Source organism: Paenibacillus wynnii, from assembly GCF_000757885.1.
GTDB lineage: Bacteria > Bacillota > Bacilli > Paenibacillales > Paenibacillaceae > Paenibacillus_AQ > Paenibacillus_AQ wynnii.
The window spans coordinates 2,198,858-2,223,329 of sequence record NZ_JQCR01000002.1 but is presented as its reverse complement, the minus strand read 5'-3'; the positions used below and the strand labels follow the sequence as shown (position 1 = coordinate 2,223,329).

The window sequence follows — 24,472 nt, the reverse complement described above, 5'->3', positions numbered from 1 at the left end:
AAAAAAAGAGAGGTTCCATCACCGTCACGGCTTTGGGACATCCCTTACGAAGTTCTGGATAGTAATGTTCACTCAACAGATCTGTTGTCCTAGTGAAGTCTAGAGCGGAGCCACTCGGCCGATTGTTCCATATAAGATAACTCGTTCGCCGCATCAAAGTGCTCAATCGCCAAGGTATCCCTGTACCCATTCGCCTTTAGCCGGTTCAAGATCTCTTCTATTCGGATAATGCCATACCCAACCGGAGACGGGAATAGCCGCGTTCCATCTGTAGTGATTTTTGGAACCCCACCATTCCCCTCATCTAGCGAGCGATCCTTGAGGTGAACATGAACAATTCTTGCCTTGAGTTTCTCAAAAGCCTCAAGCTCATCCTCACCAAGGACTAGGAAATTGCCGGTATCAAAGGTGCAGCCCAGCTTCGGAACCTGTTCCATAAACCACAGCAATTCCCCCGAGGTAGAGAAAGGCGCGCGAAAATCATCGAAGTCCTCCAGAGTAACAAGAATATTCTTTTGCTCCGCATAATCGCACATCACCTGCAATGCCCCAACCATACGCTGTAATGCGTTGTCCCGCTCTTCCGTCCCCGCCGATTCCTCAATGAAGCCTGGGATAACCAGAACTTTCCCCGCTCCCAGAAAGGCAGCTGTATCAATGAACTTCAAGCCCGGCTCTACATTGGGATCATTGCCAAAATCAAAGAAGGCATACATGGATGCGACTGAAATATTCGCCCGCTCCAGCCGCTCCTTCATCTCCTCCTTATCGGGTAGGGCCTGGTCAAGATCAAGCTCTACCGCATCAATGCCGAACTCATGAACCTGCTTCAGTACGTCCGTCACCGTTAACCCCGTTTGCTCGCTCGCTACAAGAATATGGCTATAAAAAACAGAAATTTTCATCATGCATCCGTCCTCTCCAGTTCAACCGTTAAGTATTCATTCCCGAAATCAGCTCCGCGTATAAGCTCACAGCTTCAAGTGAAGGTGATACCCCGATCTCTTTCTGCAGCGTCTCTTTAAACTCCAAATATTGTCGGTCTAACGCTTCCTTATTCTTTTGCAAAGCAAAGGCCTTCATAAGCAGCATTCTAGGCTCTTCATCCAATTCATTACGTGAGATAAGCTTCGTTAATAGACGTATAGCGGTCTTCGCGTCACCTCTATGCAGCAAGGCACCGCACAATTTCTGGACTAGCGCCGTATACATTAACGATAAACGCCCAACTTCACTCCATGCCCAGGAAAAACCCCGATCTCCAAACAAATCACCTTCATATAACTGTTCAAGTTCCAGCGCCTGTTCAATTGTGGTCTCATCCACAACGGCAAGCTGCCTGCATCCTTGTTCGAAACTATGAGCATCTACTGTCACTTGGTTAAGCGTAAGTGCATAATGAGTGCTATCGGAAAGCAAGCTCTCCTTAAGGCCACAAGACTCCAATACCTTGCGCAGCTGATAGACCGTGGTGTTCAAGTAAGTTTCTGCGTTCTTCTGCGGCATTCCTTCATAGATATCCTCAATCAGCCTTGCTCTTGATACAAATCTCCCTTTATGAACAAGCAGATAGCTGAAGAGCTCCGTACTTTTACTGGATTTCCACTTCACACTCACACCCTGTGAGATTTGAATATCGATCCCGCCTAAGCAGTTGAACTTAACCTCCCTGAAACCAAGGTCCTGCTTCGCTTGAACAAAGTGTTCGGCATGCATCTCCGCAAGTACCCTGTGAACTGTTCTATGCAACCTCTCTTGATCAACCGGCTTCACAATAAAGTCGTAAGCATAGACATCAAAGGCATACAACGCATAGTCTTTGTGGGAGGTAACAAATACGAGTTTAACGGATCGACCGCTTGCCCGTAATCTTGCCGCAAACTCCAGGCCGCTCTCCTTGGGCATACTTATATCCACAAACACCAGATCCACCTCATGATTAGCCAAATAAGAGTACGCTGAGTTCGTGTCCAGAAAGCTTCCCATAATTTCGATATCCGCAACCCTAGCAAGCATTCGCCTCATAATTAAATGCATGGCTTTTTCATCATCGATAAGAACGACCTTCACCTCATCCCCTCCCTTCTGTGCTGGCCATGAAATGGGTAGCTTTAGGGGGCGTTGGGATGGAGAAGAAAAAGGTGCTTCCTTGCGCAGGTGTGCTATCGAACCATATTTCCCCGCCGTTTAAGCGGACAAATTCTCTGCATAAGGTGAGTCCAAGCCCAAAGCCTCGCTCTCCGTCTGTTCCCTCTGAGGTAATAGAATAGGCTTCCTGAAATAAGGAATCCGTAAGATCTGCTGATACTCCTTCTCCTGTATCGATTATAGATACAATCATTTTACCCTCCACACGTTCTGCTTGCAGCTGAATGATTCCCCCGGACTCCGTAAACTTCAGAGCATTAGAGAGCAGATTACGCAGAACCAAATGAAGCATCTCCTTATCTGCATAGACAATACTTCCAAGCGGGATGTCGGATCGAATTCGTATTCCTTTTCTCGCACTGCGGATTTGCAACAAATTCATGTTAACCTCGACTACGTTGGATAGATTCAAAGCAACCGGATGAAAAACCATCCCTTCCCTTTGACCCCGGAACCAATCCAGCAAGCTTTCCACCAGAGTAAATGTATTCTGAATTTGCTGCCCCATTTCTTGCAGGATTTCTTCATGGCTCTCTCCGCAAGTCTGCAGCTCCTCCTCCATCAACTCCATTAGATTGGTGAGCACCGCAAGGGGATCGCGAATATCATGAGCCACTACGTTGAACATTCGATCCTTGAACGCATTCAGCTCTTTTAACTGTCTGGAGTTCTCCAGTAATTTCTTCTCCGATCGGACCATTTCCGTGACATCGCTAAGCAATAGCATTTTGCCAACCGGTTTTTGGTTAGTATCATTGACCGCTGACATATGGATATTATAAAACTTAGCGTCTGCTTGACCTGAAATTTGGATTTTGCTGTCCACGGTTGGTCCTTGTATGATCCTTTCAAGGAGGGTCGGATAACGGGTGAACACTTGAAACGCTGGCAGGCCGATATGCTTTTTATGTAATCCCTCAACAATCCCCTTTGCAGACTGATTAAAACTGGTTAAGTTGTTGTCCAAATCAAATATTATGACCGCGTCCTGCATGGATTCGAATACCTTTTGCAAGGCCAAGGGTGCTAATCTCAGCATATTAAACTGATAGATTCCCCACAAATAGAAGAAACCTGAAAAAACAAAACCAAATGGAGATATATCAATAGGCATGTAGATCACACCGCTTAAATACACGAGTGTAAAGCCATAGGGACCCCAGGAGCCAATAATCATTAAGGCGATTTGCTTTTTCATCCGGGAATTAGCTCGTAGGTACATTTGGAACATCAAAGCCGTGCCTAATGCAAAAAGAATATAGGAATAAGCAACATGAACCACGTATAGGGGACCTTTAACCAGAGATACCAAAGGAAAACCCTCAGACCAATTAAGTGTCACGCTCTTGTAATACCAATGATGCCATTCGTTCGTGTAATGGGCTGTAATCGTTAGAGTGGGAATAATCAGGAGGAGTGTAATTAGCCTTCGATGAACAAGGGATTGGCGGCCCGTATACTGCAATACCATAATGATCCATATTACTGAGCCGAAAGGAATGCCGATATATTCAACGCGAAGCCAAAAGCGTATATGATCCAAAGTAGTACTGACAATTTCAAAAGCATAACCGAAGGTATAAAAGGAGCCCGCTAACATACCCAACCCGTAGCTTATCGCGATGGGAAGCTCTCTTCTTTTCCATGAAAGATAGGTCATAACCATTGAGCAGCAGGTGGCTGCCATCAGGAGAGCCGATAAATACAGGTTGTAGTTCATAGATGTTAGCCCCCGCGCGGATTTAATCTTCCATTAAGCACTTTCTATGTTATCAGAAATTAGACAAAAATACATACAAATCCGATAGAATTGATAACAATGTTATATACAAACAATAAAATTGTAGATTCAGCCCAAATAAAAAAGCTAAGCTCAGCGCTTAGCTCCTTCCAGACTTAGTTGTTCTATACTTTTTTAACAAATTCAGACTTCAATTTCATAGCTCCAAAGCCATCAATTTTACAATCGATATCATGATCTCCATCGACCAAACGTATGTTTTTTACCTTTGTGCCTATTTTAATTACGGATGAGCTTCCCTTTACCTTCAGGTCTTTAATAACCGTAACCGTATCCCCATCGTTTAGCACATTTCCATTGGAATCCTTGATTACTTTCTGATCCTCACCATTCTCTGCATCTAATTCTATACTCCACTCATGAGCACATTCCGGGCAAATGAGCATACTTCCATCTTCATAGGTGTATTCTGAATTGCATTTTGGACAATTTGGTAAAACAGTCATCAGTTCATTCTCCGTTCGTTAGGGTTAACCTTCTAAATCTATGAATTCTTGGGTTTCCTTATATTCTGCCATAGTCCTCTTCTCTTGACAAATAATAAGACATTCTCCGATTGTATCTCTATAGGGAATCATCGTTTATACTTAGTTCTATGAATCTTACAGAAAAGGTAGCCTCTCTTCCTCTATCTCCCGGCGTATACCTGATGAAGGATAGTCTGGGCAATATTATTTATGTCGGCAAAGCCAAACAGCTGAAGAAAAGAGTTCAATCCTATTTCTACAACTCCAAAGGGCATTCTCCTAAGGTAAAACAATTAGTGAGAAACATTAGAGACCTCGATTTCATTCTCACCGATACAGAGTTTGAAGCCTTTATGCTGGAGTGCCAATTAATCAAAGAAATCAAACCGATGTACAATAGAAAAATGAAAAACCCAAAGGCCTATAACTACATCGTCATTCGTTCCAATGAGGCCTACCGGAAACTCGAAGTCACCTATGATTTCAATGAGGATGGGCAAAGCCTGCATTTTGGCCCCTATACCAGCAGAAGTACTGTGGAAAGAGCAGTTCAAGGGATCAAAGAATCTCAAAAAATCCTCTGCAGCAGCCCCCATGCCAGAACATCTCACTGTCTTAATCATTCCCTTGGTTTATGCATAGGAATGTGTGCAGGCGGAGAGGCACTTAAGAAGTACAATGAAATTATAGATCAAATTATTGCGTTGTTGAACGGAACAGATAGGAGTATCCTTTGTGATCTAGAGGGAAGAATGAATGAGGCGGCGGAGAGGTTTGACTTCGAGACTGCGGCCAAATACCGGGACCTAACCGGAGCTGTCAGCTCCTTGCTTCAAAAAGAGAAGGTGATCGGCTTCACTGAGGAGAACAAAAATATTGTTGTACTGGAGCATATGGACGAAGGTACCCTCAAGCTCATTCTGATCAAAGGCAGCCGTATCCTCTTTCGTTCAAAACTCGATACCCTAACTCTGGACACGAAGCAATTGCATGCCTCCATACAGTCGGCCATTTCAGATCACTTCAAGAACCTTCCCTTAGAGGCTTCTGTAGAAATCAGCCGTCATAAGCTTGACGAGGCCCAAATTATATACAGTTATTTAAAAAGCTGCTCTGGAAGTTATCTTATTATTCCCGAAGAATGGCTTAGTGAAGGCAAATGTGCTGAATTAGATCAGGCGGTTGACGGGCTGTTATAGAACCTGGCTTAGTTACATTTCTTTTACTTACTATAGAATTTTTCAGCACTTACATAAGCCTATGTATTCAGTTATACTTTTTTCAGAATACTTATACAATAATCGCCAGGTACCAATACTAAGGAGGACATTCATCATGAGGACAATGAAACTAGGGACCAGCACTTTAGAGGTTCCGGTTATTGCAGTAGGTTGTATGCGTATTAATTCACTGGACAAGAGTGAGGCGGAGCAATTTGTTCAAACCGCGCTAGATGAGGGTGCAAATTTCTTCGACCATGCGGATATATACGGTGCCGGAGCTTGCGAGGAAATCTTCGCCGATGCCATCCATATGGATAACAATATTCGCGAGAAAATTATTCTGCAATCCAAATGCGGCATCCGGCAAGGGATGTTCGATTTTTCCAAAGAACATATATTAAACTCAGTAGATGCTATCTTGAAGCGATTAAGAACCGATTACCTGGATATTCTGCTTCTGCACCGTCCCGATACTTTGGTAGAACCGGAGGAAGTAGCCGAAGCTTTTGATATCCTTGAAAGCTCAGGAAAAGTACGCCATTTCGGCGTTTCCAATCAGACCCCTATGCAGATCCAGCTGCTGAAAAAAGCAGTGAAGCAGCCGCTTGTTGCCAACCAGCTGCAATTGAGCATCACTAACGCCAACATGATTTCTCAAGGATTCAATGTAAATATGGAGAATGAAGCTGCTGTGAACCGTGACGGTCTGATCCTGGATTATTGCCGATTGAACGATATCACCATTCAGCCTTGGTCACCTTTCCAGTACGGATTCTTTGAAGGCGTATTCCTTGGAAGCGACAAATTCCCGGAATTGAATCAAAAGATCGATGAAATCGCAAGCAAATATGAGGTTAGCAACACAACGATTGCTATCGCATGGCTCTTGCGCCATCCCGCACACATGCAACCGGTTATCGGTACGATGAATATCGATCGGTTAAAGGATTGCATCAAAGCAGGCGATGTTCACCTGACTCGCGAAGATTGGTATGCTATCTATCGTGCGGCAGGCAATATGCTGCCTTAAAGCTAAAACGTTTATAATTAAGCAACCTCAAGTCTTCACAGACTTGAGGTTGCTTTTTTTGTTTATACTGTTGGATTAAACCCTACTGTACTCCCAACTAACCGACTGTAAAGTTTTGTCCAAAGCATGTTCTAAGGGTGTTGCTGTCATACCAAACCGCTCGGTGAATTTGCGACTGTCTACGATAAAGTCTTCTTCAAATTGATACAGCATTTCTATGCTCTCTCTTGCTGCGGGTATGAACAATCCCCCTAAACGCAGCATCCCTCTTCCCATTGTTCGAATATCCGCAGGAAACCCGGCAATACCATACGCCTTTTCTATGAACTCTGTTGTTGTAACCGTCTCCGCATTCGGTACATGCCATACCTCTCCAAAGGCATCCTCGTGTTGACTAAGCACAACGAGTGCTTTTCCAAAATCATCAATAAAGGTGTACGTATGCTTCTTATCTGGATTACCCATTACCGTGCAAGCTTTCCCCTTCGATATGGGATTAAAAAGCCTGGAACCTACAGAAGAATTGTGTACGTTCGGACCGAAAAAGTCAGCTCCTCTTCCTATAGTGACCTGCAGGGAACCCTCTTCATATAATTTACTTAATATCCGGGACATATCAGCCCTAACCTTACCCTTCTTAGTCGTAGCAGCAATAGGTGAGTTCTCATGCATACTCCCTTTTACCAACCCGTACATATACATGTTCTCAGCTACAACGAGCTTCGCCCCGGCTGCCATGGCACCTAATATGATATTATCCTGAAAGGGTATACCTAGCTCCCCCCACTTTTGGTACGGGGGTTGTGCACACTGATAAATGAACTTCGAGCCCTTCATGATGTTCTTAGCTTGCTCTATATCCATAAGATCTGCCTTTTCTACCCTTACTCCCTGTGGGACCATTGCTTTTCCATGGGAACTAACCATTTTAACAGGCTCATTCCGAGCGACAAGTTCCTTCATTACAGCCATTCCTAACGGACCTGTTCCTAAAATTAAATTCATTATTATCCCCCTCATTAATACTGGATAATAATAAAATAAACCCTATAGCTACTATAGGGTCAATGCTTTTATAACAGGAACCTGAAGCTCGATAATAAACTCCTCCGGCTTCATCATTTGTGCCATATCCACGATGTAATGTTCAATAGAGGCGCCATGTTCAACGTATCCATTCTCTTCAATCCACTGCAGCAGCTTACTATAAATCCGTTTGCAGGAGGTATCGTTAGGAATTCCACAATAAAGGGCGGTAATATAATCACCCTCAGGTATGATGCGTATATTCTCGTTATTCGGGCCTACAGAGTTAAGAATAATACAATATTCCAAGTCGGATTCCGCACGGTCAAAGGTCATGATGTTCTCGTGGTATATGGTCATGATGTGACCCGGATTCCCCCCGATAGCTTCCACCCTGCCGAACAGCTCGGTGAACTTTATAATTGATGGCTCCATTCCGCAGACGTACCGGCCTCTGTCAGATATGATTTGTCGGTCGGGAATCCGTTTCAATTCCACTAGCACATCAAGGTCCTTCAGTCCCCCTCCTAATTCCTGGAGCATAAGGATTCGGGCCGTTCTTTGTTCGATTGATTTGACGGTTTTCTCCAGCCTTTGAATCTCCTCCAAAGTTTCTTTTTTCTTAGTTTCGAACTTTGCAAAGAGACTGTCTAAGTTATCGCTTTTCAACATTGTCCCTATTTCGTCTAATGTGAAATGCAGCACCTTCATGTCCTGAACGATCTTTATATACAGCAGATCACGATTAGAATAATATCGATAACCTGTTAATGGGTCCGTATAGTTGGGAATCACCAATCCGATTTTATCGTAGTAGCGCAGAGTTTGAATAGATATCGAGCAGATTCTCGCCACTTGGCCTATAGAATAATATTGATCAAGATTCATCGTCCCCGCAACCCCTTTAATAGATAAGCTACTATTCCTGTTATCATAATATACTCATTCTATCATGGACACCGTTGCTCCGATTCGAACCGCAAAAAAAAGAACGCTACCTTGTAGGTTAGCGTTCTGATTCAAACTAATCTTATATAGTTAATAAAATTAACATACTGCATGAAACGTTTTAACATGACAACCGCCTGGGCCCGACTAGCATTCGCTGATGGTACAAAGGTATCCTTGGTCATACCTGTAATGATATTGGCTTCAACTGATTGTGCAACAGCCATATGAGCCCAACTGGCTATGGAAGCACTATCTTTAAATTTAGCCAATGATTGATTGTGGTTTACGGAAATATCACCCGCTTTACCCACTGCAGTAATTGCTCTGGATATCATAACCGCCATTTGCTCACGGGTAATCGTGTCGTTCGGCTTGAAGCTGCTATCTTTGAAACCATCTACCAGTTTCGCTTGAACAGCCGCATTAATTGCACCGGCAAACCAATCACTGGATTTCACATCCGTGAATGTGGTTGAACTTGCATCCACTGCTAGACCTAAGGAACGAACTAATAAAGCGGCAAATTCTGCTCTTGTAATGTTACTATCAGGCGAAAAGATGCTGTCCGTTGTCCCCTTCACTACTAGCTTGGACGCGAGCAATTCAATATCTGCCTTTGCCCAACGCTTATCCAAATCATTGAATGTTCGTGTGGAGGATAGGACGGTATACGTACTGTTTCCGTTTCGCTTGAATGTAACCTTGGTGGAACCGTCTACCTGCTTTTTAAAAACCGCCGGTACAAACGAGAATTGGCCTGTTAATGGATCGTAAAGTACCACTGTTGCATAAGCCTCATCCACAGGAATGTCCAATACCATGCTTCGTTCCACATAAGTAGAACCAAAGTTGTTCAACTCGATTGTTTTCCCGTTTCCTGTTGCTGTAACCGAGAACTCAATTGCACTTCCTAACTGGGAAGTAGCAATGTTCTGTGCATTAACTTTAATTTTAGCATTGATACTTGCGGCCACTGGATTGATATTCACTTGAAGAACCGTATTAGCATCTGTAGTCCCTAAACGCTGGGCTATAGCTGCAAAGTTAATTATACTCAAGGGCAATGAATACTCTCCGTCATTAGTTTGTAGAGAAACAATTGTATTAGGTGCATTCAGAGCAGCAGCAGCTAATACAGATGAGGACAGGTTAAACTGTACAGCCTCGTGAGCGGGATTATTGAATGTAATGAACACAATTGGAGCGTCATTACGATTATCCTGCGCTTTCGCTTTAGCAAGAGCATCGGCAAGAGCTGCACTGCCTTGAGTAACGGCGGTCGTTACAATTCCGTTGGCTGCTGTTGTAGATACGGCAGTATTCTTGCTAGTATCCACTTGGACCGGCACGGAGCTGGTGCTAGGCGGAGTGATAGGTTTGCCAGGTGTTGAGATCGTTCCAGTAGGAAGACCGCCACTGCCACCTCCACCTCCACTGCCAACTCCAGTTCCATCACCGCTACCATTACTCGCTGCTGTCACGACTAAATCCTTGGTATCTACTTGGTCCGCTTGTCCAGCCATCACCTTATAGGTTCCGGCGGATTCACTCTTGGCTAGAGTAAATGAACTCGAAAACTTCCCATCGCTTACCTTAGCAATGTCGTAGAACACCGTACTTTTTACCGGGCGTAGTACTTGAATAATCACTTCATTTAGAGTGGATGTACCGGAAATAACTACAGTACCGCCGAGCTCAATAGAGGAGAGTGCATTCAATGTAACTGCTGTGCTGCTTGCAAATACCGCAGCAGGTACGAGTGAAAAACAAAGGGCTACAATCAACAACAACCTCAACTTGCGTAATTTCACTTTGACATTCCTCACCTTCATGTTAATCATATTTTTCTAGTCATCATTATGATTGTCATTACCGACATTACTCATGGCTTGGTTTATTTCAAGCTGTGTTTTTACTGTAGCTAGGTTAAGCCCTAGATTCGTAGAATCACTGCTATACTTACTTACTACAAACACTTTGACCGTGTAATTAGGATTCGTAGCTGCGTCGCTTACGTTGAAATTTGCTGAATACGTTCCTGTATTTACTTTTAAATTAGCCGCAACAATACTTACCGGGGTAGTACCGTCGAATAACTCGAATAGTACGGTTTGGTTCCCGATCGAACCATTGTCATACGCATTGTTAAACAAATTTATCTTTGCAGTAATTCCATTATCCACACTCACTACCGGGGTAGTAATATAGAATATTTCAGATGATTTATAAGCTCTGCCCTCAAAATATTTGCTGCTATAACCATCAGCATCTACACTAATCTCGTAGTAATGATCTTCTAGGAAAACACCTGCCGAAATGGTGAGCTTCCCTTCGCTCAGAGTATATTCAGAGGAAGTCAATTCTCTATCTGTACCGATACTTGAATCGTATACTACGACCTCTTTAACATGACTTCTCCATACTGGATTATCCGCAAATACAAACTCACTTACGGCATTACTTAAGACATATCCAGAAATGTCTGGGGTGTTGTAAGCAACCTCTTCATCCACCGCACTATTACGCACAGTATCGTATAAATCACTTACTACGTTAGCAGCAACTTTAACTTTTATTGAGCCCTGTTGCTTCGGATTTTGGAAGAAAATATTGATTTTATCCCCTTGAACAGTAACTACATCCTGTGCATCCAAAGCTGTATAGGTTACACCGCCATCGGTTGAAAGGGTGATTTGCTCATTTAAGTGGGAGATTCCATCGATAAGAGTTTGGTCTACTAGATTAGTGTTAGAATCAAATTCTAAGCTCATCCAACGGCCATCCTGCGAAAAGTACCCATCATCCAAATCAAATCCTGTATTTTGAGGATAAAACCAATTAGTATTCACATAATTACCGATTACATTCCCTGCTGTATCTTTAAAATGATTAGGATAGAAATAAAAATAGTATTGATAGCCTGTGAGTGGTGCTGCAAAATGAATGGTCGCAATAGGACCCGAGAAGGTTACCGTAGCATCTGAAGGAAGACTGTAGTACCAGTTATTGGAATTATACCATTGTACATTTTGTAAAAAGCTCGCCTCATCCGCCGTGGCATTATGAATATCTTCATCAAATACTACATTTAAATCCTGAAATGAATTTGAAAAGTAGGAGTATAGATAGGTTGGCTGTGTCGTATCTGCCGGGGCAGGGTCTATACCACCAACGTTGGCTTCTATTAAAGCGGTGAGTCTGGAATCATTTTGGACATTTCCATCACTATCCTTAAGAACTCCTCCATTAATAGAGATCTGGTTCGTCTTTCCTGATAAAGCCTCTACAAAGTGAATTTTCAGCTTTCCAGATTCAATCTTTACCGTATCACCTTCAACCAAATGCTTCCAAATGGAATTCGAACCTCTTACTAAATAAATATAATTTTCTAAAGATTCTGTATTGCCTACAACATCTTCATTAAAAGTAATGGTTACATCATGATTGTCACTGCTAATTGCGGTGCTTTGGATCACTGGAGGGCTAACCTGTAAATTCATTTCCTCATTAAGGTTACCAGCTACATCCTTTAGAGTGCCGCTTGCGATTTTTATAATGGTGTTTGTTCCTAATATGACTTTGATATCATTATCATAATTTAAATAAATTTGTCTGGAATTGTTTTGATAGATGTCGCCTTGGTGTGCCGTAACGGATACAAAATGTTCCCCGTCTGTAGCAACACTCAATTTGCTTTTTAGAAAAGTGTTGATTTGATCTTCGTCCGAATCCAGAGATGCATTGATTGAGAAGTTTTCATCAAAATTCAAATACACATCATTGCCGTCATCGGAAACAGCGCCTACAAAAGCTGGCGGGGTAATATCATGTGCTGAGATATCAGAGATAGTAATATCTGCATCGGAAGGAACACTCTCCTCATTCATAACTGATCCAGCAGCTACGCTGATAGCATTTGTTGTACCTGTGAGCGCAGTATCGAGGGTGATTACCAATGCGCCTTCAGGTGTCATACCGATTTCATTGTTTCCATTATCCACGGAGAGATCAACGAAGGTGTCAGAATCCGAACGCTCAATTTGAATATTCGACTTTAAATCTTCTAAACTCGTAGTTGGTATCGCACTAGTATTAAAGCTCACAGTTACTATTGTATTGTCGTTACTCACTTCTGCTGTTGCTGAAACAAGTGTGTCCGTTATAATGCTCAGAGCATGGCCGTGAATGGGTGAAATCGTTAGGGTTGTTACCATTGTAATTACGACTGTCATCATTTTTGCTACATTTTTCATGAGGCTTAGCCTGAATTTCTTATTTCCTTTTACCATCTGAATTCCCCACCTCTTAAATTTTATTATTTAAAATCCTACTAAAACTCAGTATAACTCTCCCCAATGACGGCAAAATGACAAACTTCGACAAAAAAGAGTAGGGTGGAATTTGCGGAGAATGCAGCAGCAAAGAACATCTTTTAGGGTATATACAAGTAAATACTGAAACATATCCCCTATAGTGAGGAGCATGTGTATGAAACAAGCCATGATCATTATTAATCCCTCTTCCGGCAAAGAAGAAGCTCTAGAATATGTCAGTAACGTGGAAGAGAGTCTACGTACCCAAGGATATAAGGTTATCGTCAAAGAAACGGCTAAAGAACTGGATGCGACCCGCTATTGTATCACCGCTTGCGAGGAATATTATGACCTGGTCGTGTCCATCGGCGGGGATGGCACACTTCACGAGACGATCAATGGACTTATGGATCAGGATCACCGCCCGAGACTTGGTGTGGTCCCACTTGGCACGGTCAATGATTTTGCCCGCGCATTGCAAATCCCACTGAATCCCGAAGAGGCGATTCTAACACTCACATCATCCAGAGTGAAGAGGGTGGATATGGGGCGATTGAACGGAGAGTTGTTCGCTAATGTCGTTGCCGTAGGTTCACTCGCTGAATCATTATCATCCGTATCCTCAGAAGATAAATCGAAGCTTGGTGCCTTTGCCTATTTAAAAGAAGGCATCAAAGAACTGATGGGCATCTCCGCCCACCCCTTTGTTATTCAGCACGATGAAAAGATTTGGGTAGGAGAATCCCCGCTCTTTCTGGCCGCTTTAACCAATTCGGTAGGCGGATTTGAGAAGCTGGCTCCCCATGCTGCTGTAGACGACGGTCTAATTCACTGCTTTATTATCAAAGACCTTACTATCTTCAGTACCATTTCGGTCAGCTTATCTTTACTGTTCGGAAACTTGAAGGAGCATAAGGATGTTATTTACTTTACGGCAAAGAATGTACGTGTAAGCTCACCAGAGCCCGTTCGAACCAATGTAGACGGTGAAGAAGGCCCTCTTTTGCCCATCGAGCTAAGTATTCTGCCCCGTCATATCGAGGTGATTGTGCCGGAGGTGGAATAGCGGGGATACCGGCGACTTCTTTACCCATTCCCCCTTTTAACGATGGTATAATTACGTTATCCTAACTCATTTAAGCTGGAGGAATCCTTTGTGTTTCGAATCATGATCGTAGAAGACGACGAGAAAATTAGAACAATCGTAGCGGAGACGCTGCGTAAATGGCAATACGAGGTCATAGAGGTGTCCACCTTTGAGCAAATATTGGACGAATTCATTGCAGGTCAGCCGCACTTGGTGCTGCTGGACGTTAATTTACCTTTATTCGACGGGTTTTACTGGTGCCAGCAGATCCGTTCCGTCTCCAAAGTGCCTATTATTTTTCTGTCCTCACGTAATCAAAACATGGACGTCATCATGGCGATCAATATGGGGGCAGACGACTACGTCCAGAAGCCGTTTGACTTGGATGTTCTCGTGGCAAAAGTAAGTGCCCTATTGCGTCGTAATTACACCTACCAGGATGAAAGCTTACAAATAGCCCACCGACAGCTTATTTTTCACATATCCAACTCGACTATCCAGTATGGGGAGCTGACGGCGGAGGTGACGCGAAACGAATTTATTATTTTGCAGACGATGATGCGCAATATTGGAAAAATCATCTCCCGGGATGATTTGATGCACGTGCTTTGGAATGATGAGCAATTTATGGATGACAATACTCTAACGGTCAACGTGAACCGCCTGCGCCGCAAAATTTCAATGCTGGGGCTAGAAGACTTTATCGTCACGCGTAAAGGAATGGGGTATATCATCGAATGAGATTTTGGCGATTCATCAAGTATGAACGGTCGTATCTGTTCTTGTATGCCTTAGGATTCCTTCTTACGATTTCCGTATTTGCTACGGACCCCCATATTTCATGGAGTTGGCAAACATTCTTTTATTCGTTGATATTGAACCTCTTCTGTCTGGCAGCCTTCCTACTCTACCGCTATCTAAAGAATGTTCAGGCCATCCGCTGTATGTACGATGTAGACACCGAACCGCTGTCACTGGAGGCGGAAGCTTACCGTGAGGCCATTGAGCAGCTAGAGATTAAGCATATTCGTGCCTTGAACGATGTGCAGGATAAGCAAAAGGAATACTATGACTTCATCGTCTCTTGGTTCCACGAGATTAAGACACCCATTGCGATCTTACGGTTGATGCAGCAAACGGAGACCGACCCCAAGAGTTTGGACGAAGAGGTGTCACGAATTGAGCACTACGTAGATCAAGCCTTGTATTATGCCAAGCTCGACAGCTTCAATCAAGACTATGAAATCGTGAACTGTAATTTGGAGTTGATGGCCAAAGAAGCCGTTAAATCACATTCCAAAACGTTCATCTCTAAAAAAATAGGCATCCACTTGGATGTAGAACCCACTATAGTACAAAGCGATTCGAAATGGCTGTCGTTTATCATCAACCAGCTCGTTACAAACAGCCTGAAATATACAAATAATCACGGGCAAATCTCAATATCAACACATGTTACACAGCAAGAAAAGCAGCTCATCCTTCGTGACAACGGCATCGGTATCGACCTAAAGGATCTGCCGCGAATTTTTAATCGGGGATTTACCGGTACGAACGGACGCGTATTTAAGAAATCGACAGGTATGGGTTTATATCTGGCCCAAGAGCTTTCAAAAAAGCTGGGACACTACATTTCATGTGAATCTGCCGCAGGAATGGGTAGCTTCACAGAATTCATAATCCATTTCCCGAAGAACCATGATCCACACCTGAACATGCTTCAAAAGAACACGCCAAAAACGCAATAACCGCTATAGGTCATTGCGTTTTTACGTATCCTAATGATTCTCATTCACGATTTTATAGTAAATATTTGTGGAAGAGACGTAAAACAACAGGTAAATCAAGAAGTAGACACCCATTATACTCCAGACCATACCTGTAAGGCCGTGAAAATCCTGTACAGAATCAAGAATGTAATACTTGATAATGAACCAACTGTGAAGCACTCCCAGTACCAGTGGCGGTAAAAAAACAAACAATAGCTGCTTGCGAATCACACTTTTCATTTGACTGTTATCGACGCCGATTTTACGGAGAATTGAATATTGCAGCTGTTCATCCGTTGCTTCGCGCAATTGCTTGAAGTATATGACACTGGCTAGCGCAAAGATAGCAATGAGGGATAGAAAACCGCTGGAAAACAGCATCAACGATGACCCTTCAATTTGCTTGGAGTACACGTCTGCGAACGAGGAATAATAGGCATCTGGCGTCTGTGTGACGATCGTGTGTACTTGCATTGATAAGTCTTCGGCATTTCTAGCATCACGAAGCCCATAGATTTCAAACGACCTTATGTTCGCATGATCCTGTAGTCTTTGATACGCCTCATCTGAAATTACGATTACCGCAGGTTTAAGGATCATGGACTTCACGGGATGCGAGGCCCAGCCTAGGTATGCATAGTCTTTTTTCTCAATTAACTTAAACGTCGTTTCCTTATCCGTCTTAACCGTAAAGCTTGGCTGTTGGCCCGGTGCATACGGCTCTGGAAAGTCTGCCCCTTGGGACAGGGCAACCGCTTCATTTCCTTGCAGACTAACGTTTTGCTTGTGTTCCCGCAGTGCGACAAACTCATTGTAGGTTTGCTGAGATACGAGTAGGACACCTGGTGTGAAATATTCAGGATTATCAAAAGCCACATGCATATCCGTCACAGGGGACGCCTCTACTAACTCTTCCGTGAGGTGGAAGCGAATTTCGTGGTTGGAGCTTTTGATCAGATCATCAATTTTACCGTTTGTTGCAACATCCAGCGACTGAAACGCTATATCATTGGGTAAATTCCTCTCCACCGCCTCAAACTGTACCTTATAATTGATTGTCATGAAACACAACAACATCAGAATTGCCGCACTGAACAATGAAATAAACGTTAAATTCAAGGTATTTCCCCTAATTTGGAAGCGTAAGGAAGAACTCCACAGCACCGTATTTCCTTCGTGGTATTTGCTCCTGCGACTTATAGTTTGGAGCAGCCAGCCTGAAAATTGACGGAAGAACAGAAATGTGCCTCCTATAATACCGATGGTCGTAGCAACCATACTCCATGTGGCATAATCCTCCCAGAATACGGATCCCTTCCCGCTACTGATCAAAGCGTAAGCCATCCCGAGCAAAAGTAATGAAATCATCGCCATGACGGGGGAGGTCTTTACGGCCTTTTCTGATTTTTGCTTGGCATGGAACAATTCCGTAAGCTGCACCCGGTTCACCATCACATAGCTTTGTACGCTAATAATGATAGCAAGCAAAAGGAACAAACCGGCTGTGGAAACCATCGCATGAACAGGGAACGACAGCGAGATGACCTGATCATATTGCATTAAATTCATGAGCAGCATTCCGAAGAGCTTGGACAACAATCCCCCAAGCAGTACACCTGCAATCAAAGAAATCGAACTTATAAACAGCGTTTCATAGAACACCATAATTGTAATTTGCCGTTCGCTCAAGCCATACAGCAGATACATCCCGAACTCTTTTTTACGCTGCTTCATAAAGAACGAATTGGCGTACAGAATGAAGAAAATGATGAACATAAAGACCACAACAGACGCAATGCCTACACCCATTTGGAAGTTATCCCGGTTTTGCAGCGCATCCATGATATCTTCGTTATACATGAGGGAAGAAAAAGTAAATTGAATGATGACACCCGTAATCATGGAAAATAAATAGATACTATAGAGTCGGAAATTTCGCTTTACATTCCGAATCGTTAGATCGAGCAGGGTCATCGCGATTTGCCTCCCATAAGGCTCTGGGTTTCCAGAATACGATCATAGAAAGCCTTCTGGATTTGATCGCCTGCATAGATTTCATTCACAATACCCCCATCGCGCAGAAAAATGACTCTTTTGCAATAGCTCGCTGCATAGATATCATGTGTAACCATCATGATCGTCGTTCCAAACACTTCATTTAAGCTAACAAGCTGTTCCAATAGTTGTGTCGCTGACCTTGAATCAAGCGCTCCCGTCGGCTCGTCAGCGAATACAATCGCCGGTTTCGTAATGATTGCCCTAGCCGATGCCGCCCGCTGCTTTTGCCCGCCTGATATTTCATTTGGATATTTATTAAGAATGTCCTCAATATTGAGCGCCTTCAGAATGGGCAGCAGCCGCTTCTCCATCTCTTCCGCCTTAAATTTACGCAATGAGAGCGGCAGCAGGATGTTTTCTTTTACCGTTAACGTATCTAGAAGGTTATAGTCTTGAAAAATAAACCCCATACGCTCCTGGCGAAACTGCCTCAGCGATTTTCTATTCAGATCAAGCAATGACTTGCCATCCAGCCACACCTCTCCTCCGGAAAATCGGTCAATTGTAGATAACACATTCATAAGTGTCGATTTCCCAGAGCCTGAGGGTCCCATAACCGCTGTAAGTTCTCCGGCCTCAATCACCAAATCAATATTTCTGAGTACAGCTGTTGTGCCATAGTTTTTGGATAAATTTTTAGTTTGAATGATGGTTTGCATCGTATTTCCCCTTCCTTCCTGTTTACTACTATAGATACATTTCCGATTTGCAACCATAGAAGTAACACGAAGCTACGTGACGTTTTTGTCACTATCAGAGTTAGTTATTGTAGACAACGCTTAAAAGAGGCATATCCTCTCTATGAAAGGCCCTTCCATATTGCTTCCCCCTTCATATCCTATTAGTAGATTCATATATGGAGGTGTTGGGAAAATGGCAATCAGTCCACTCTGCAGACAATATGCAACCATTTTAAGAGCTACCCCACAAGTTATAAATGGGGTTTGCACAGCTTCGTCGGTCAGAAATAATATTAAACCTAGAATACTAGGCAAGAATTCAAAATCCTTTTTAACGATTCCACAAGCCTTTTCATTTGAAAGTATTGGCCGTGACGGAAGAGCCTTAAACCTCGGCGAGACGGTTATTCTGACTGCTGAAATCAATCCGTTTATTTCACGTCTTCGCAAGCATGGGATAAAAGTAACCGCCCTCCATAATCACTGGTTATTCACCAACCCCAACATTTGGTACATTCACTTCGAAAAGGTGGAAAAACCGTTGGTATTCGCTAGAAATACCCGCGATGCACTAAATGTACTGACCACTAAAATAGTTCGACCCGTAATGGTAAAAAAATAATCTGTGGAACAACAAAAAACAGGCTGCCGCTAAATTAGCGGTGACCTGTTTTTTCTATTCTAAAATTTTAATAAGGAATTCTTGATTACTCCCCTTTTACCGTACTAAATATGATATTAATTAATGCCTACCCGCAGTTACACCACCATCGACTGGTAAAAGGGCTCCCGTAATCCAACTTGCTTCTTCACTAGCCAAGAACAAGATGGCGGACACCATATCCTTGGGCTGACCAATTCTTCCAAGTGGATGAAACGTATTAAAACTATCTAATACACTTCTCATTTGATCTTGGGGAATAAAGCTATTGTAAACAGGTGTCTCTACTACAGCAGGAGCTACGGTATTTATGCGAATATGATCTTTAGCAAATTCTATAGCTAAATTACGGGTTAACGCATGTCTCCCCGCCATGGCAGCTGAGTATGCACTTGAAGGTGTGGCACCAATGGCCTGAGTTGCCCACATGGAACCCACGGAGACGATGGCTCCACCCCCACGCTTTATCATCTCAGGGATAACGGCTTGCGCAATAAAAAATGTTCCTTTCACAATAGTATCCATATAGGAGTTAAAGTCTGCCTCGGAATGATCTAAAAAAGGTGTGGGCTTAAAGATTCCTGAGCTTACGATCAATACATCGATACCACTAAATGTATTAATGGTTTCTTCCATAATTCTTGCAGAAGTTTCAGGATTCCTTATATCTCCCACTACCGTAATCACGTGTTCTCCTGTTGGATCAATTTCTGCCGCAGCATCTAATAATACTTGCTCCCGTCGGCCATTGATCACAACATTAGCCCCCAATTTCACTAATTCAATCGCTGTTGCTTTCCCCATGCCACTGCCGCCACCTGTAATAATAATCACTTTACCTTGAAAATCCACATTTACACGCTCCTCTATTTACCTACTAATAGGTAGGTTATATTTAGAAAATAACTGCTTTAGTTTTTAGCTAAAGCAGTTATTAATTCTTCGGCTATCTCCTCAAATTTCTCGATGTCCTTAAAACTTCGTGCGAGCAATTGTGCGCCTTGGAGTGCTGCAAGAAACTTAAGAGCTTGGGCCTTTGCTGAACCTTTGAAGGTGATCGTTCCCGCCATTAATCCATGATTCATTACTTGCTCCAGCCAGGTTAGATTAGTGGAAAAGTACCCCGTGAGTTTGTCTTGTACTCTCTCTGGTAACGTAATGTAGTCGGTTGAGTACATGACGCCCAAACAGAGACGAAAATCTTGTAAGGGCCCTGCTTTGTAAAGCGTAGTGAATTGACGCAGCTTTTCCAAATCATCTGGTATTTGCGCATCAATTTGCTTTAGAGCGGTAGTAAAATTATTATGATACCGCCCGACTAACGCTTCTCCCAAGTCTGCCTTATTGGGGAAGTGATAATGAATGCTTGCCTTTCGAATACCGACTTCTTTTGAGATGTCCGCATAACTAAACGCATTAAAGCCTAATGTTTGAACCAGCCGCTGCGCAGTATCCAAAATTTGATCTAACGTGTTATTGTTCATATTCCTTATATTACCTACCAGTAGGTAGAATGTCAAACATTTCTTGCTACTACGAGCTCCCCTTGTAATATTGCGGATATCTATGGCTGTGCTACAGCCTCATTTCCCACCTCCACCTTACAAGTCTTATAAACCTGTAAGGTGCGGGAAGTAACAAAAAGCCCACTCCTGACTTAGAGTGGGCTTGCATGTTCCAGTATTCCTTTTTAGACTTCCGCTACATTGAGCTATCGCCTTCGGGGGCTGCTCCATCGGGTCTTACGCCTTTGGATCTACCTCCTCCACCGCCTCCACCAAAATTGTTGCTTTGAGCGGCCGTTACTCCCGATTCATTCAACCAAGTCACGCTTGTTGTAATCTCGAAATCAATCACCTTCGTGCCGCCAGAGTATTCTCCGTCCGCATAATAGCCGCTGACTTCGCTGCCAGTTGATGTCCCTCTCGAATAGAGAGTGTACGAACCAGCCTTCTTCAGATTCGGCGAGCTGATCACAATCGTTTGATAATCCTTTGCAGGGGCAAAGGTCATGATATTGTTTCCCTCGCTGTCTTCCAGATGAACTAAAGTTCCGGCCTTCTGTGTCTGTGGAAAACTCATAAGGAGAGAGAATTGGCTGGAGTCGTTCGATGGTGCTTGGGCCATTCCCGAGCTCCCAGCCGCCGCCAAGGTTCCACCGGTCATCTCGAAGGTGCCGTCATAGTCCAAGGTGCCATTGCCGTTGCCGGTTGGACCGCTCACAACCACGGTGCCGCCGGACATGGAGAGAGATCCGTTAGAATCCAATCCGTCGCCTAGAGAATTAACAGTTAAGTAGCCTCCGGTGATATTGAGCAGATTATTTGTTCCACCTGCCGCATTCGTTCCGTCATCAGAGGCGACCACATGAGTTTCACCACCTGAAATCGTGATCACGGATCCTTCGATTCCTTCATAGCTTTTGGTGATATCGACTTGTCCGCCGGAAATCGTTAGCGAGGTACCCGCATGTAATCCGTCATCGCCAGATGCAATAGCGAGTTCTCCGCCAGATACAACTACACTTCCATTACTGTGAATGGCATCATCTGCAGAATCAATCGTAAAGGTGCCGTTATTAACAACAATGTTCCCTGTAGCTTTCACACCCTTCGCACTTTGTGATTCCGTTTCTTCCGATTCAATCTCAGTGTCGGTGCTGGACTGGGCTGTATCGCCGCCCCATGGACCGCCTTGCCCTCTTTCTTCCACTTTGACTTCACCATTCTCATTACCGCCGCCAGTAACCATGGTGTAGGTACCGCCATCAATCAGCACCGTTGTTTCCGCTTGAATTCCATCAGCTCCGGCCTTAACATCAAACGTTCCACCTGCTATAGCAATGAATCCTTTAGCAGCATCGGTGTCATTGGTTGCTTTGATTCCGTCTCCTGCAGCCACAATCGTTATTTTTCCGTCTGCAACGGCAACCATGTCGCGTCCCAGAATTCCATCATCCGCAGCCTGAACTTCAATAGTTCCTTCTCTGATTTTCAGGTCATCTTTACTTGTTATTCCGTTGTTGTAGTTCGCGAGAACCGACAGTTTACCGGTTCCATTAATCGTCAGATCTGACTTACTGAAAATAGCTGCATTGGGCTCATCTGTTGAATCATCCGCGAGCACGTAGGTTTTTCCATCGGTAACAACATTCTCTGTTCCCGCTATAAGTGTTATCATCGCATTTTTAGCCTCTTTGACGTAGATCGGCGCGCTGTCACTATCATGAATATCCACACCGTTCAGCACCAACCGAACGTTTCCTTCATCCTGAACATCTACGACAACCTGGCCTTCGGTAAGCTTTCCGCTAAGGACATAGGTTCCCGCTGCTGTGATCATCACCGAGCCATCCTTTGCTTCAGCCCCGGAACCTTCAATGCTGGCGCTTGTTCCCTCCAGTTGAATAAGAACCGGATTCTCTGCACTCCAATCCGTAGATTGATCCTTCTCATCAAAGGTCACCAAATCGGACATCTTTATGCTGGTTTGTTGCCCCTCAGTAGCCACTGTACTCTTCGCTGCGGTTGTCGTTGTTGATGCCGTCTCGTCATTCGTCTGTGCCTCAGATGTATTTCCACAAGCAGCGATTAAGGCCGCACACATGAACACCATCGATAATTTACTTAATTTACTCCCTGTTATAAGCTTCTTCATATCTCATCTTTCCTTTCAGTCGTTTAATTTAATAGTCAGTCGAGGTAGGACTCATGGTTAGCGAGATATCTAGATTGCCGTTTCTGCAACGAATATCATCGAGGAATTCCTTCTGGTTCGTTAGCCCATCCATCGAAACGGCATATACCAGTTCATACAAGCTGCCAAGCTCTGTTGTTCTAATCTTCTTAAGCTCATACCTAATGTTATATTTTTTAAAGATTTCGTCGAAGGCCTCGTCGTATCCCAGGTTCTCTGGAATCGTCACTTTAAGCATTTTTTGCAATGTTTTTCTTACGCCAAAGTTAAAATGATTAAGGATAAACATGAGCACACACAGAATAACTGTAAACAATACGGCGTAACCGAATGAACCCACTCCGCAAGCCAGTCCGGATGCCATGGTGAACAAGACAAAGGTAATATCTTTAGGATCGCCGGGTGCGCTTCTAAACCGAATGATGGAGAAAGCTCCGGCAAGGCTGAAGGCCCTTGCGATATTGCTGCCGATTAAAAGAATGATGATCGCCACAATCACCGGAAGCAAGACCATAGTCAAGGTGAAACTTTGTGAATATGAATTGGGGTTGGTCTTCATGTAGGTGAAGCTGATAATGCCGCCTAATGCAATGGATAACAGGATGGTTATAATTGCGTTAGTTAAACTTAACTCTGTATTGGTTAGAGTTGTGTTGAAGATTGAATCAAGCATAGATGACACTCTCCCTTTCAGCATTGCCGTTCTTCAGCATTTTTTTATATTCATTACCGTACTTGGAGAAGCTTGTACGGAACATTTCATGTTCTGACAGCATTCTCGACAGCCACATCGGAACCGTCTTCTCTGCTTTCACTTCCATCAACCATTGGCCGTTCTCCACCAAGGGTTCCCCGTGGTCCCCATTTTCCAGCTTAAGATCATACCGTCTGCTTCTAATATTAGTATCGAAGGTGATTCTGAGATCGCGGTTTTGTTTACAAAATAGCGCCTTTCTCTCATAAGCCAAGTACACTTTGGGCTGCAATTCATAGCGTTTTAGGAAATAAGTAATTTCATTGATGACCTGTTTATTCATGTAATCCTTGAACTCGGGCTCAAGTCCGGTACGGACAAAATCATAGGCTTCATTTAATTGAAGCGCCGTTCTTCTTTTATTGACCAGCCCGAATACCTTCTTCTTGATCTCCAGATAAACCTTCGCATCCTCGTTCGGAACGCCGTAAGCTCTTAAGCGGAGTTTTTCCTTATACTTCGGCTTCGCCAGGCTGTTTCGAATCAACGCATCATTCTGTGTATCAAAATATAGATTACTTATGGAATAAAACTCATGCTGCTTGTTGTACTCATCCAGTTCCATATACTCCAATAATCTATTGTAGAATGTGAGGTAGGCCTCATGATCAAGCAAGTACTTGTTCTCGTATCGGTTAAACACCTCTATAGCCATAGGGGGCAGATCCTTTCTATTCTATATTCTCGTGTGGTGATCTCGTTTGCTCATGTTTGAATCTTAGCCCCCGAACCTTTAATGAATCTTAAATGATTTTACAATGCTTTAATATTTGTACGGACTCAGAAGACCCTATTTGTTCAAAACAGG

Annotated in this window: 21 protein-coding genes; 6 read left to right on the top strand and 15 right to left on the bottom strand. The window is 43.5% G+C overall.

What is annotated here, in order from left to right:
• Window positions 1-89 precede the first annotated feature (89 nt).
• From PWYN_RS12630 to PWYN_RS12615, 4 genes are all read right to left on the bottom strand, one after another.
• Window positions 90-908, bottom strand: coding sequence for a sugar phosphate isomerase/epimerase family protein (locus tag PWYN_RS12630; protein WP_240479726.1), 819 nt, complete (start codon window positions 906-908; stop codon window positions 90-92).
• A gap of 25 nt (window positions 909-933) precedes the next feature.
• On the bottom strand, window positions 934-2,070 hold the full coding sequence (locus tag PWYN_RS12625; RefSeq protein WP_036652137.1) for a response regulator: 1,137 nt from the start codon (window positions 2,068-2,070) through the stop codon (window positions 934-936).
• A gap of 1 nt (window position 2,071) precedes the next feature.
• The gene (locus PWYN_RS12620) at window positions 2,072-3,868 is read right to left on the bottom strand and encodes a sensor histidine kinase (protein WP_036652135.1); all 1,797 of its coding nucleotides are present in this window, start codon (window positions 3,866-3,868) and stop codon (window positions 2,072-2,074) included.
• Between the two features lie 185 nt (window positions 3,869-4,053).
• Window positions 4,054-4,395, bottom strand: coding sequence for a zinc ribbon domain-containing protein YjdM (locus PWYN_RS12615; RefSeq protein ID WP_036652132.1), 342 nt, complete (start codon window positions 4,393-4,395; stop codon window positions 4,054-4,056).
• A 149-nt stretch (window positions 4,396-4,544) separates the two neighbouring features.
• Here PWYN_RS12615 and PWYN_RS12610 point away from each other — a divergent pair, with 149 nt between their 5' ends.
• Together PWYN_RS12610 and PWYN_RS12605 are read left to right on the top strand one after the other, a co-directional pair.
• Window positions 4,545-5,615, top strand: coding sequence for a GIY-YIG nuclease family protein (locus tag PWYN_RS12610; protein ID WP_036652129.1), 1,071 nt, complete (start codon window positions 4,545-4,547; stop codon window positions 5,613-5,615).
• A gap of 136 nt (window positions 5,616-5,751) precedes the next feature.
• Window positions 5,752-6,669, top strand: coding sequence for an aldo/keto reductase (locus tag PWYN_RS12605; RefSeq protein ID WP_036652126.1), 918 nt, complete (start codon window positions 5,752-5,754; stop codon window positions 6,667-6,669).
• A gap of 75 nt (window positions 6,670-6,744) precedes the next feature.
• Here PWYN_RS12605 and PWYN_RS12600 read toward each other — a convergent pair whose 3' ends face one another.
• The 4 genes from PWYN_RS12600 to PWYN_RS12585 all read right to left on the bottom strand — a co-directional run bounded on the left by PWYN_RS12600 (window position 6,745) and on the right by PWYN_RS12585 (window position 12,935).
• Window positions 6,745-7,674 carry an NAD-dependent epimerase/dehydratase family protein gene (locus PWYN_RS12600; protein ID WP_036652122.1) on the bottom strand — a complete coding sequence of 310 codons (930 nt, stop codon included), beginning with the start codon at window positions 7,672-7,674 and terminating at the stop codon, window positions 6,745-6,747.
• A 51-nt stretch (window positions 7,675-7,725) separates the two neighbouring features.
• Complete coding sequence (locus PWYN_RS12595; protein ID WP_036652118.1) at window positions 7,726-8,583, bottom strand: MerR family transcriptional regulator; 858 nt, start codon at window positions 8,581-8,583, stop codon at window positions 7,726-7,728.
• A gap of 131 nt (window positions 8,584-8,714) precedes the next feature.
• The gene (locus PWYN_RS28055) at window positions 8,715-10,457 is read right to left on the bottom strand and encodes an S-layer homology domain-containing protein (RefSeq protein WP_052087919.1); all 1,743 of its coding nucleotides are present in this window, start codon (window positions 10,455-10,457) and stop codon (window positions 8,715-8,717) included.
• Between the two features lie 36 nt (window positions 10,458-10,493).
• Entirely contained in the window at window positions 10,494-12,935 is a 2,442-nt protein-coding gene (locus PWYN_RS12585) for a DUF1533 domain-containing protein (protein ID WP_036652116.1), read from the bottom strand.
• Window positions 12,936-13,134: 199 nt separating this feature from the next.
• Between PWYN_RS12585 and PWYN_RS12580 the strand changes: the two genes are divergently transcribed.
• From PWYN_RS12580 to PWYN_RS12570, 3 genes are all read left to right on the top strand, one after another.
• Window positions 13,135-14,025: a diacylglycerol/lipid kinase family protein gene (locus PWYN_RS12580; protein ID WP_036652114.1), complete on the top strand. Its 891-nt coding sequence runs from the start codon at window positions 13,135-13,137 to the stop codon at window positions 14,023-14,025.
• A gap of 90 nt (window positions 14,026-14,115) precedes the next feature.
• Window positions 14,116-14,787: a response regulator transcription factor gene (locus PWYN_RS12575; RefSeq protein ID WP_036652112.1), complete on the top strand. Its 672-nt coding sequence runs from the start codon at window positions 14,116-14,118 to the stop codon at window positions 14,785-14,787.
• On the top strand, window positions 14,784-15,794 hold the full coding sequence (locus tag PWYN_RS12570) for a sensor histidine kinase (protein ID WP_036652110.1): 1,011 nt from the start codon (window positions 14,784-14,786) through the stop codon (window positions 15,792-15,794). The genes PWYN_RS12575 and PWYN_RS12570 overlap by 4 nt, the downstream gene beginning before the upstream one ends.
• A gap of 30 nt (window positions 15,795-15,824) precedes the next feature.
• Here the strand turns inward: PWYN_RS12570 and PWYN_RS12565 are convergent, their stop codons facing one another.
• Both PWYN_RS12565 and PWYN_RS12560 read right to left on the bottom strand, forming a co-directional pair.
• Window positions 15,825-17,789, bottom strand: a complete 1,965-nt coding sequence (locus PWYN_RS12565) for an ABC transporter permease (RefSeq protein WP_036652109.1) — start codon at window positions 17,787-17,789, stop codon at window positions 15,825-15,827.
• Entirely contained in the window at window positions 17,786-18,532 is a 747-nt protein-coding gene (locus PWYN_RS12560; protein WP_036652107.1) for an ABC transporter ATP-binding protein, read from the bottom strand. The genes PWYN_RS12565 and PWYN_RS12560 overlap by 4 nt, the downstream gene beginning before the upstream one ends.
• A gap of 214 nt (window positions 18,533-18,746) precedes the next feature.
• Between PWYN_RS12560 and PWYN_RS12555 the strand changes: the two genes are divergently transcribed.
• On the top strand, window positions 18,747-19,175 hold the full coding sequence (locus tag PWYN_RS12555) for a DUF1259 domain-containing protein (protein WP_036652105.1): 429 nt from the start codon (window positions 18,747-18,749) through the stop codon (window positions 19,173-19,175).
• A 120-nt stretch (window positions 19,176-19,295) separates the two neighbouring features.
• Here the strand turns inward: PWYN_RS12555 and PWYN_RS12550 are convergent, their stop codons facing one another.
• From PWYN_RS12550 to PWYN_RS12530, 5 genes are all read right to left on the bottom strand, one after another.
• The gene (locus PWYN_RS12550; protein ID WP_036652102.1) at window positions 19,296-20,066 is read right to left on the bottom strand and encodes an SDR family NAD(P)-dependent oxidoreductase; all 771 of its coding nucleotides are present in this window, start codon (window positions 20,064-20,066) and stop codon (window positions 19,296-19,298) included.
• 59 nt (window positions 20,067-20,125) lie between these two features.
• Window positions 20,126-20,698 carry a TetR/AcrR family transcriptional regulator gene (locus tag PWYN_RS12545; protein ID WP_036653775.1) on the bottom strand — a complete coding sequence of 191 codons (573 nt, stop codon included), beginning with the start codon at window positions 20,696-20,698 and terminating at the stop codon, window positions 20,126-20,128.
• 217 nt (window positions 20,699-20,915) lie between these two features.
• Window positions 20,916-22,871: a carbohydrate-binding domain-containing protein gene (locus PWYN_RS12540; RefSeq protein ID WP_036652101.1), complete on the bottom strand. Its 1,956-nt coding sequence runs from the start codon at window positions 22,869-22,871 to the stop codon at window positions 20,916-20,918.
• Between the two features lie 28 nt (window positions 22,872-22,899).
• Entirely contained in the window at window positions 22,900-23,583 is a 684-nt protein-coding gene (locus tag PWYN_RS12535; RefSeq protein ID WP_036652099.1) for a DUF4956 domain-containing protein, read from the bottom strand.
• Complete coding sequence (locus PWYN_RS12530) at window positions 23,576-24,319, bottom strand: polyphosphate polymerase domain-containing protein (RefSeq protein ID WP_036652097.1); 744 nt, start codon at window positions 24,317-24,319, stop codon at window positions 23,576-23,578. The genes PWYN_RS12535 and PWYN_RS12530 overlap by 8 nt, the downstream gene beginning before the upstream one ends.
• Window positions 24,320-24,472 lie beyond the last annotated feature (153 nt).

Bases quoted from the DNA above. Each gene is read 5' to 3' on its own strand.
- PWYN_RS12570 (WP_036652110.1), top strand. From the start codon at position 14,784: ATGAGATTTTGGCGATTCATCAAGTATGAACGGTCGTATCTGTTCTTG.
- PWYN_RS12595 (WP_036652118.1), bottom strand. From the start codon at position 8,583: ATGAATCTTGATCAATATTATTCTATAGGCCAAGTGGCGAGAATCTGC.
- PWYN_RS12605 (WP_036652126.1), top strand. From the start codon at position 5,752: ATGAGGACAATGAAACTAGGGACCAGCACTTTAGAGGTTCCGGTTATT.
- PWYN_RS12610 (WP_036652129.1), top strand. From the start codon at position 4,545: ATGAATCTTACAGAAAAGGTAGCCTCTCTTCCTCTATCTCCCGGCGTA.
- PWYN_RS12555 (WP_036652105.1), top strand. From the start codon at position 18,747: ATGGCAATCAGTCCACTCTGCAGACAATATGCAACCATTTTAAGAGCT.
- PWYN_RS12580 (WP_036652114.1), top strand. From the start codon at position 13,135: ATGAAACAAGCCATGATCATTATTAATCCCTCTTCCGGCAAAGAAGAA.
- PWYN_RS12565 (WP_036652109.1), bottom strand. From the start codon at position 17,789: ATGACCCTGCTCGATCTAACGATTCGGAATGTAAAGCGAAATTTCCGA.
- PWYN_RS12620 (WP_036652135.1), bottom strand. From the start codon at position 3,868: ATGAACTACAACCTGTATTTATCGGCTCTCCTGATGGCAGCCACCTGC.
- PWYN_RS12530 (WP_036652097.1), bottom strand. From the start codon at position 24,319: ATGGCTATAGAGGTGTTTAACCGATACGAGAACAAGTACTTGCTTGAT.
- PWYN_RS12615 (WP_036652132.1), bottom strand. From the start codon at position 4,395: ATGACTGTTTTACCAAATTGTCCAAAATGCAATTCAGAATACACCTAT.
- PWYN_RS12560 (WP_036652107.1), bottom strand. From the start codon at position 18,532: ATGCAAACCATCATTCAAACTAAAAATTTATCCAAAAACTATGGCACA.
- PWYN_RS12585 (WP_036652116.1), bottom strand. From the start codon at position 12,935: ATGGTAAAAGGAAATAAGAAATTCAGGCTAAGCCTCATGAAAAATGTA.
- PWYN_RS12600 (WP_036652122.1), bottom strand. From the start codon at position 7,674: ATGAATTTAATTTTAGGAACAGGTCCGTTAGGAATGGCTGTAATGAAG.
- PWYN_RS12545 (WP_036653775.1), bottom strand. From the start codon at position 20,698: ATGAACAATAACACGTTAGATCAAATTTTGGATACTGCGCAGCGGCTG.
- PWYN_RS12535 (WP_036652099.1), bottom strand. From the start codon at position 23,583: ATGCTTGATTCAATCTTCAACACAACTCTAACCAATACAGAGTTAAGT.
- PWYN_RS12540 (WP_036652101.1), bottom strand. From the start codon at position 22,871: ATGAAGAAGCTTATAACAGGGAGTAAATTAAGTAAATTATCGATGGTG.
- PWYN_RS12630 (WP_240479726.1), bottom strand. From the start codon at position 908: ATGATGAAAATTTCTGTTTTTTATAGCCATATTCTTGTAGCGAGCGAG.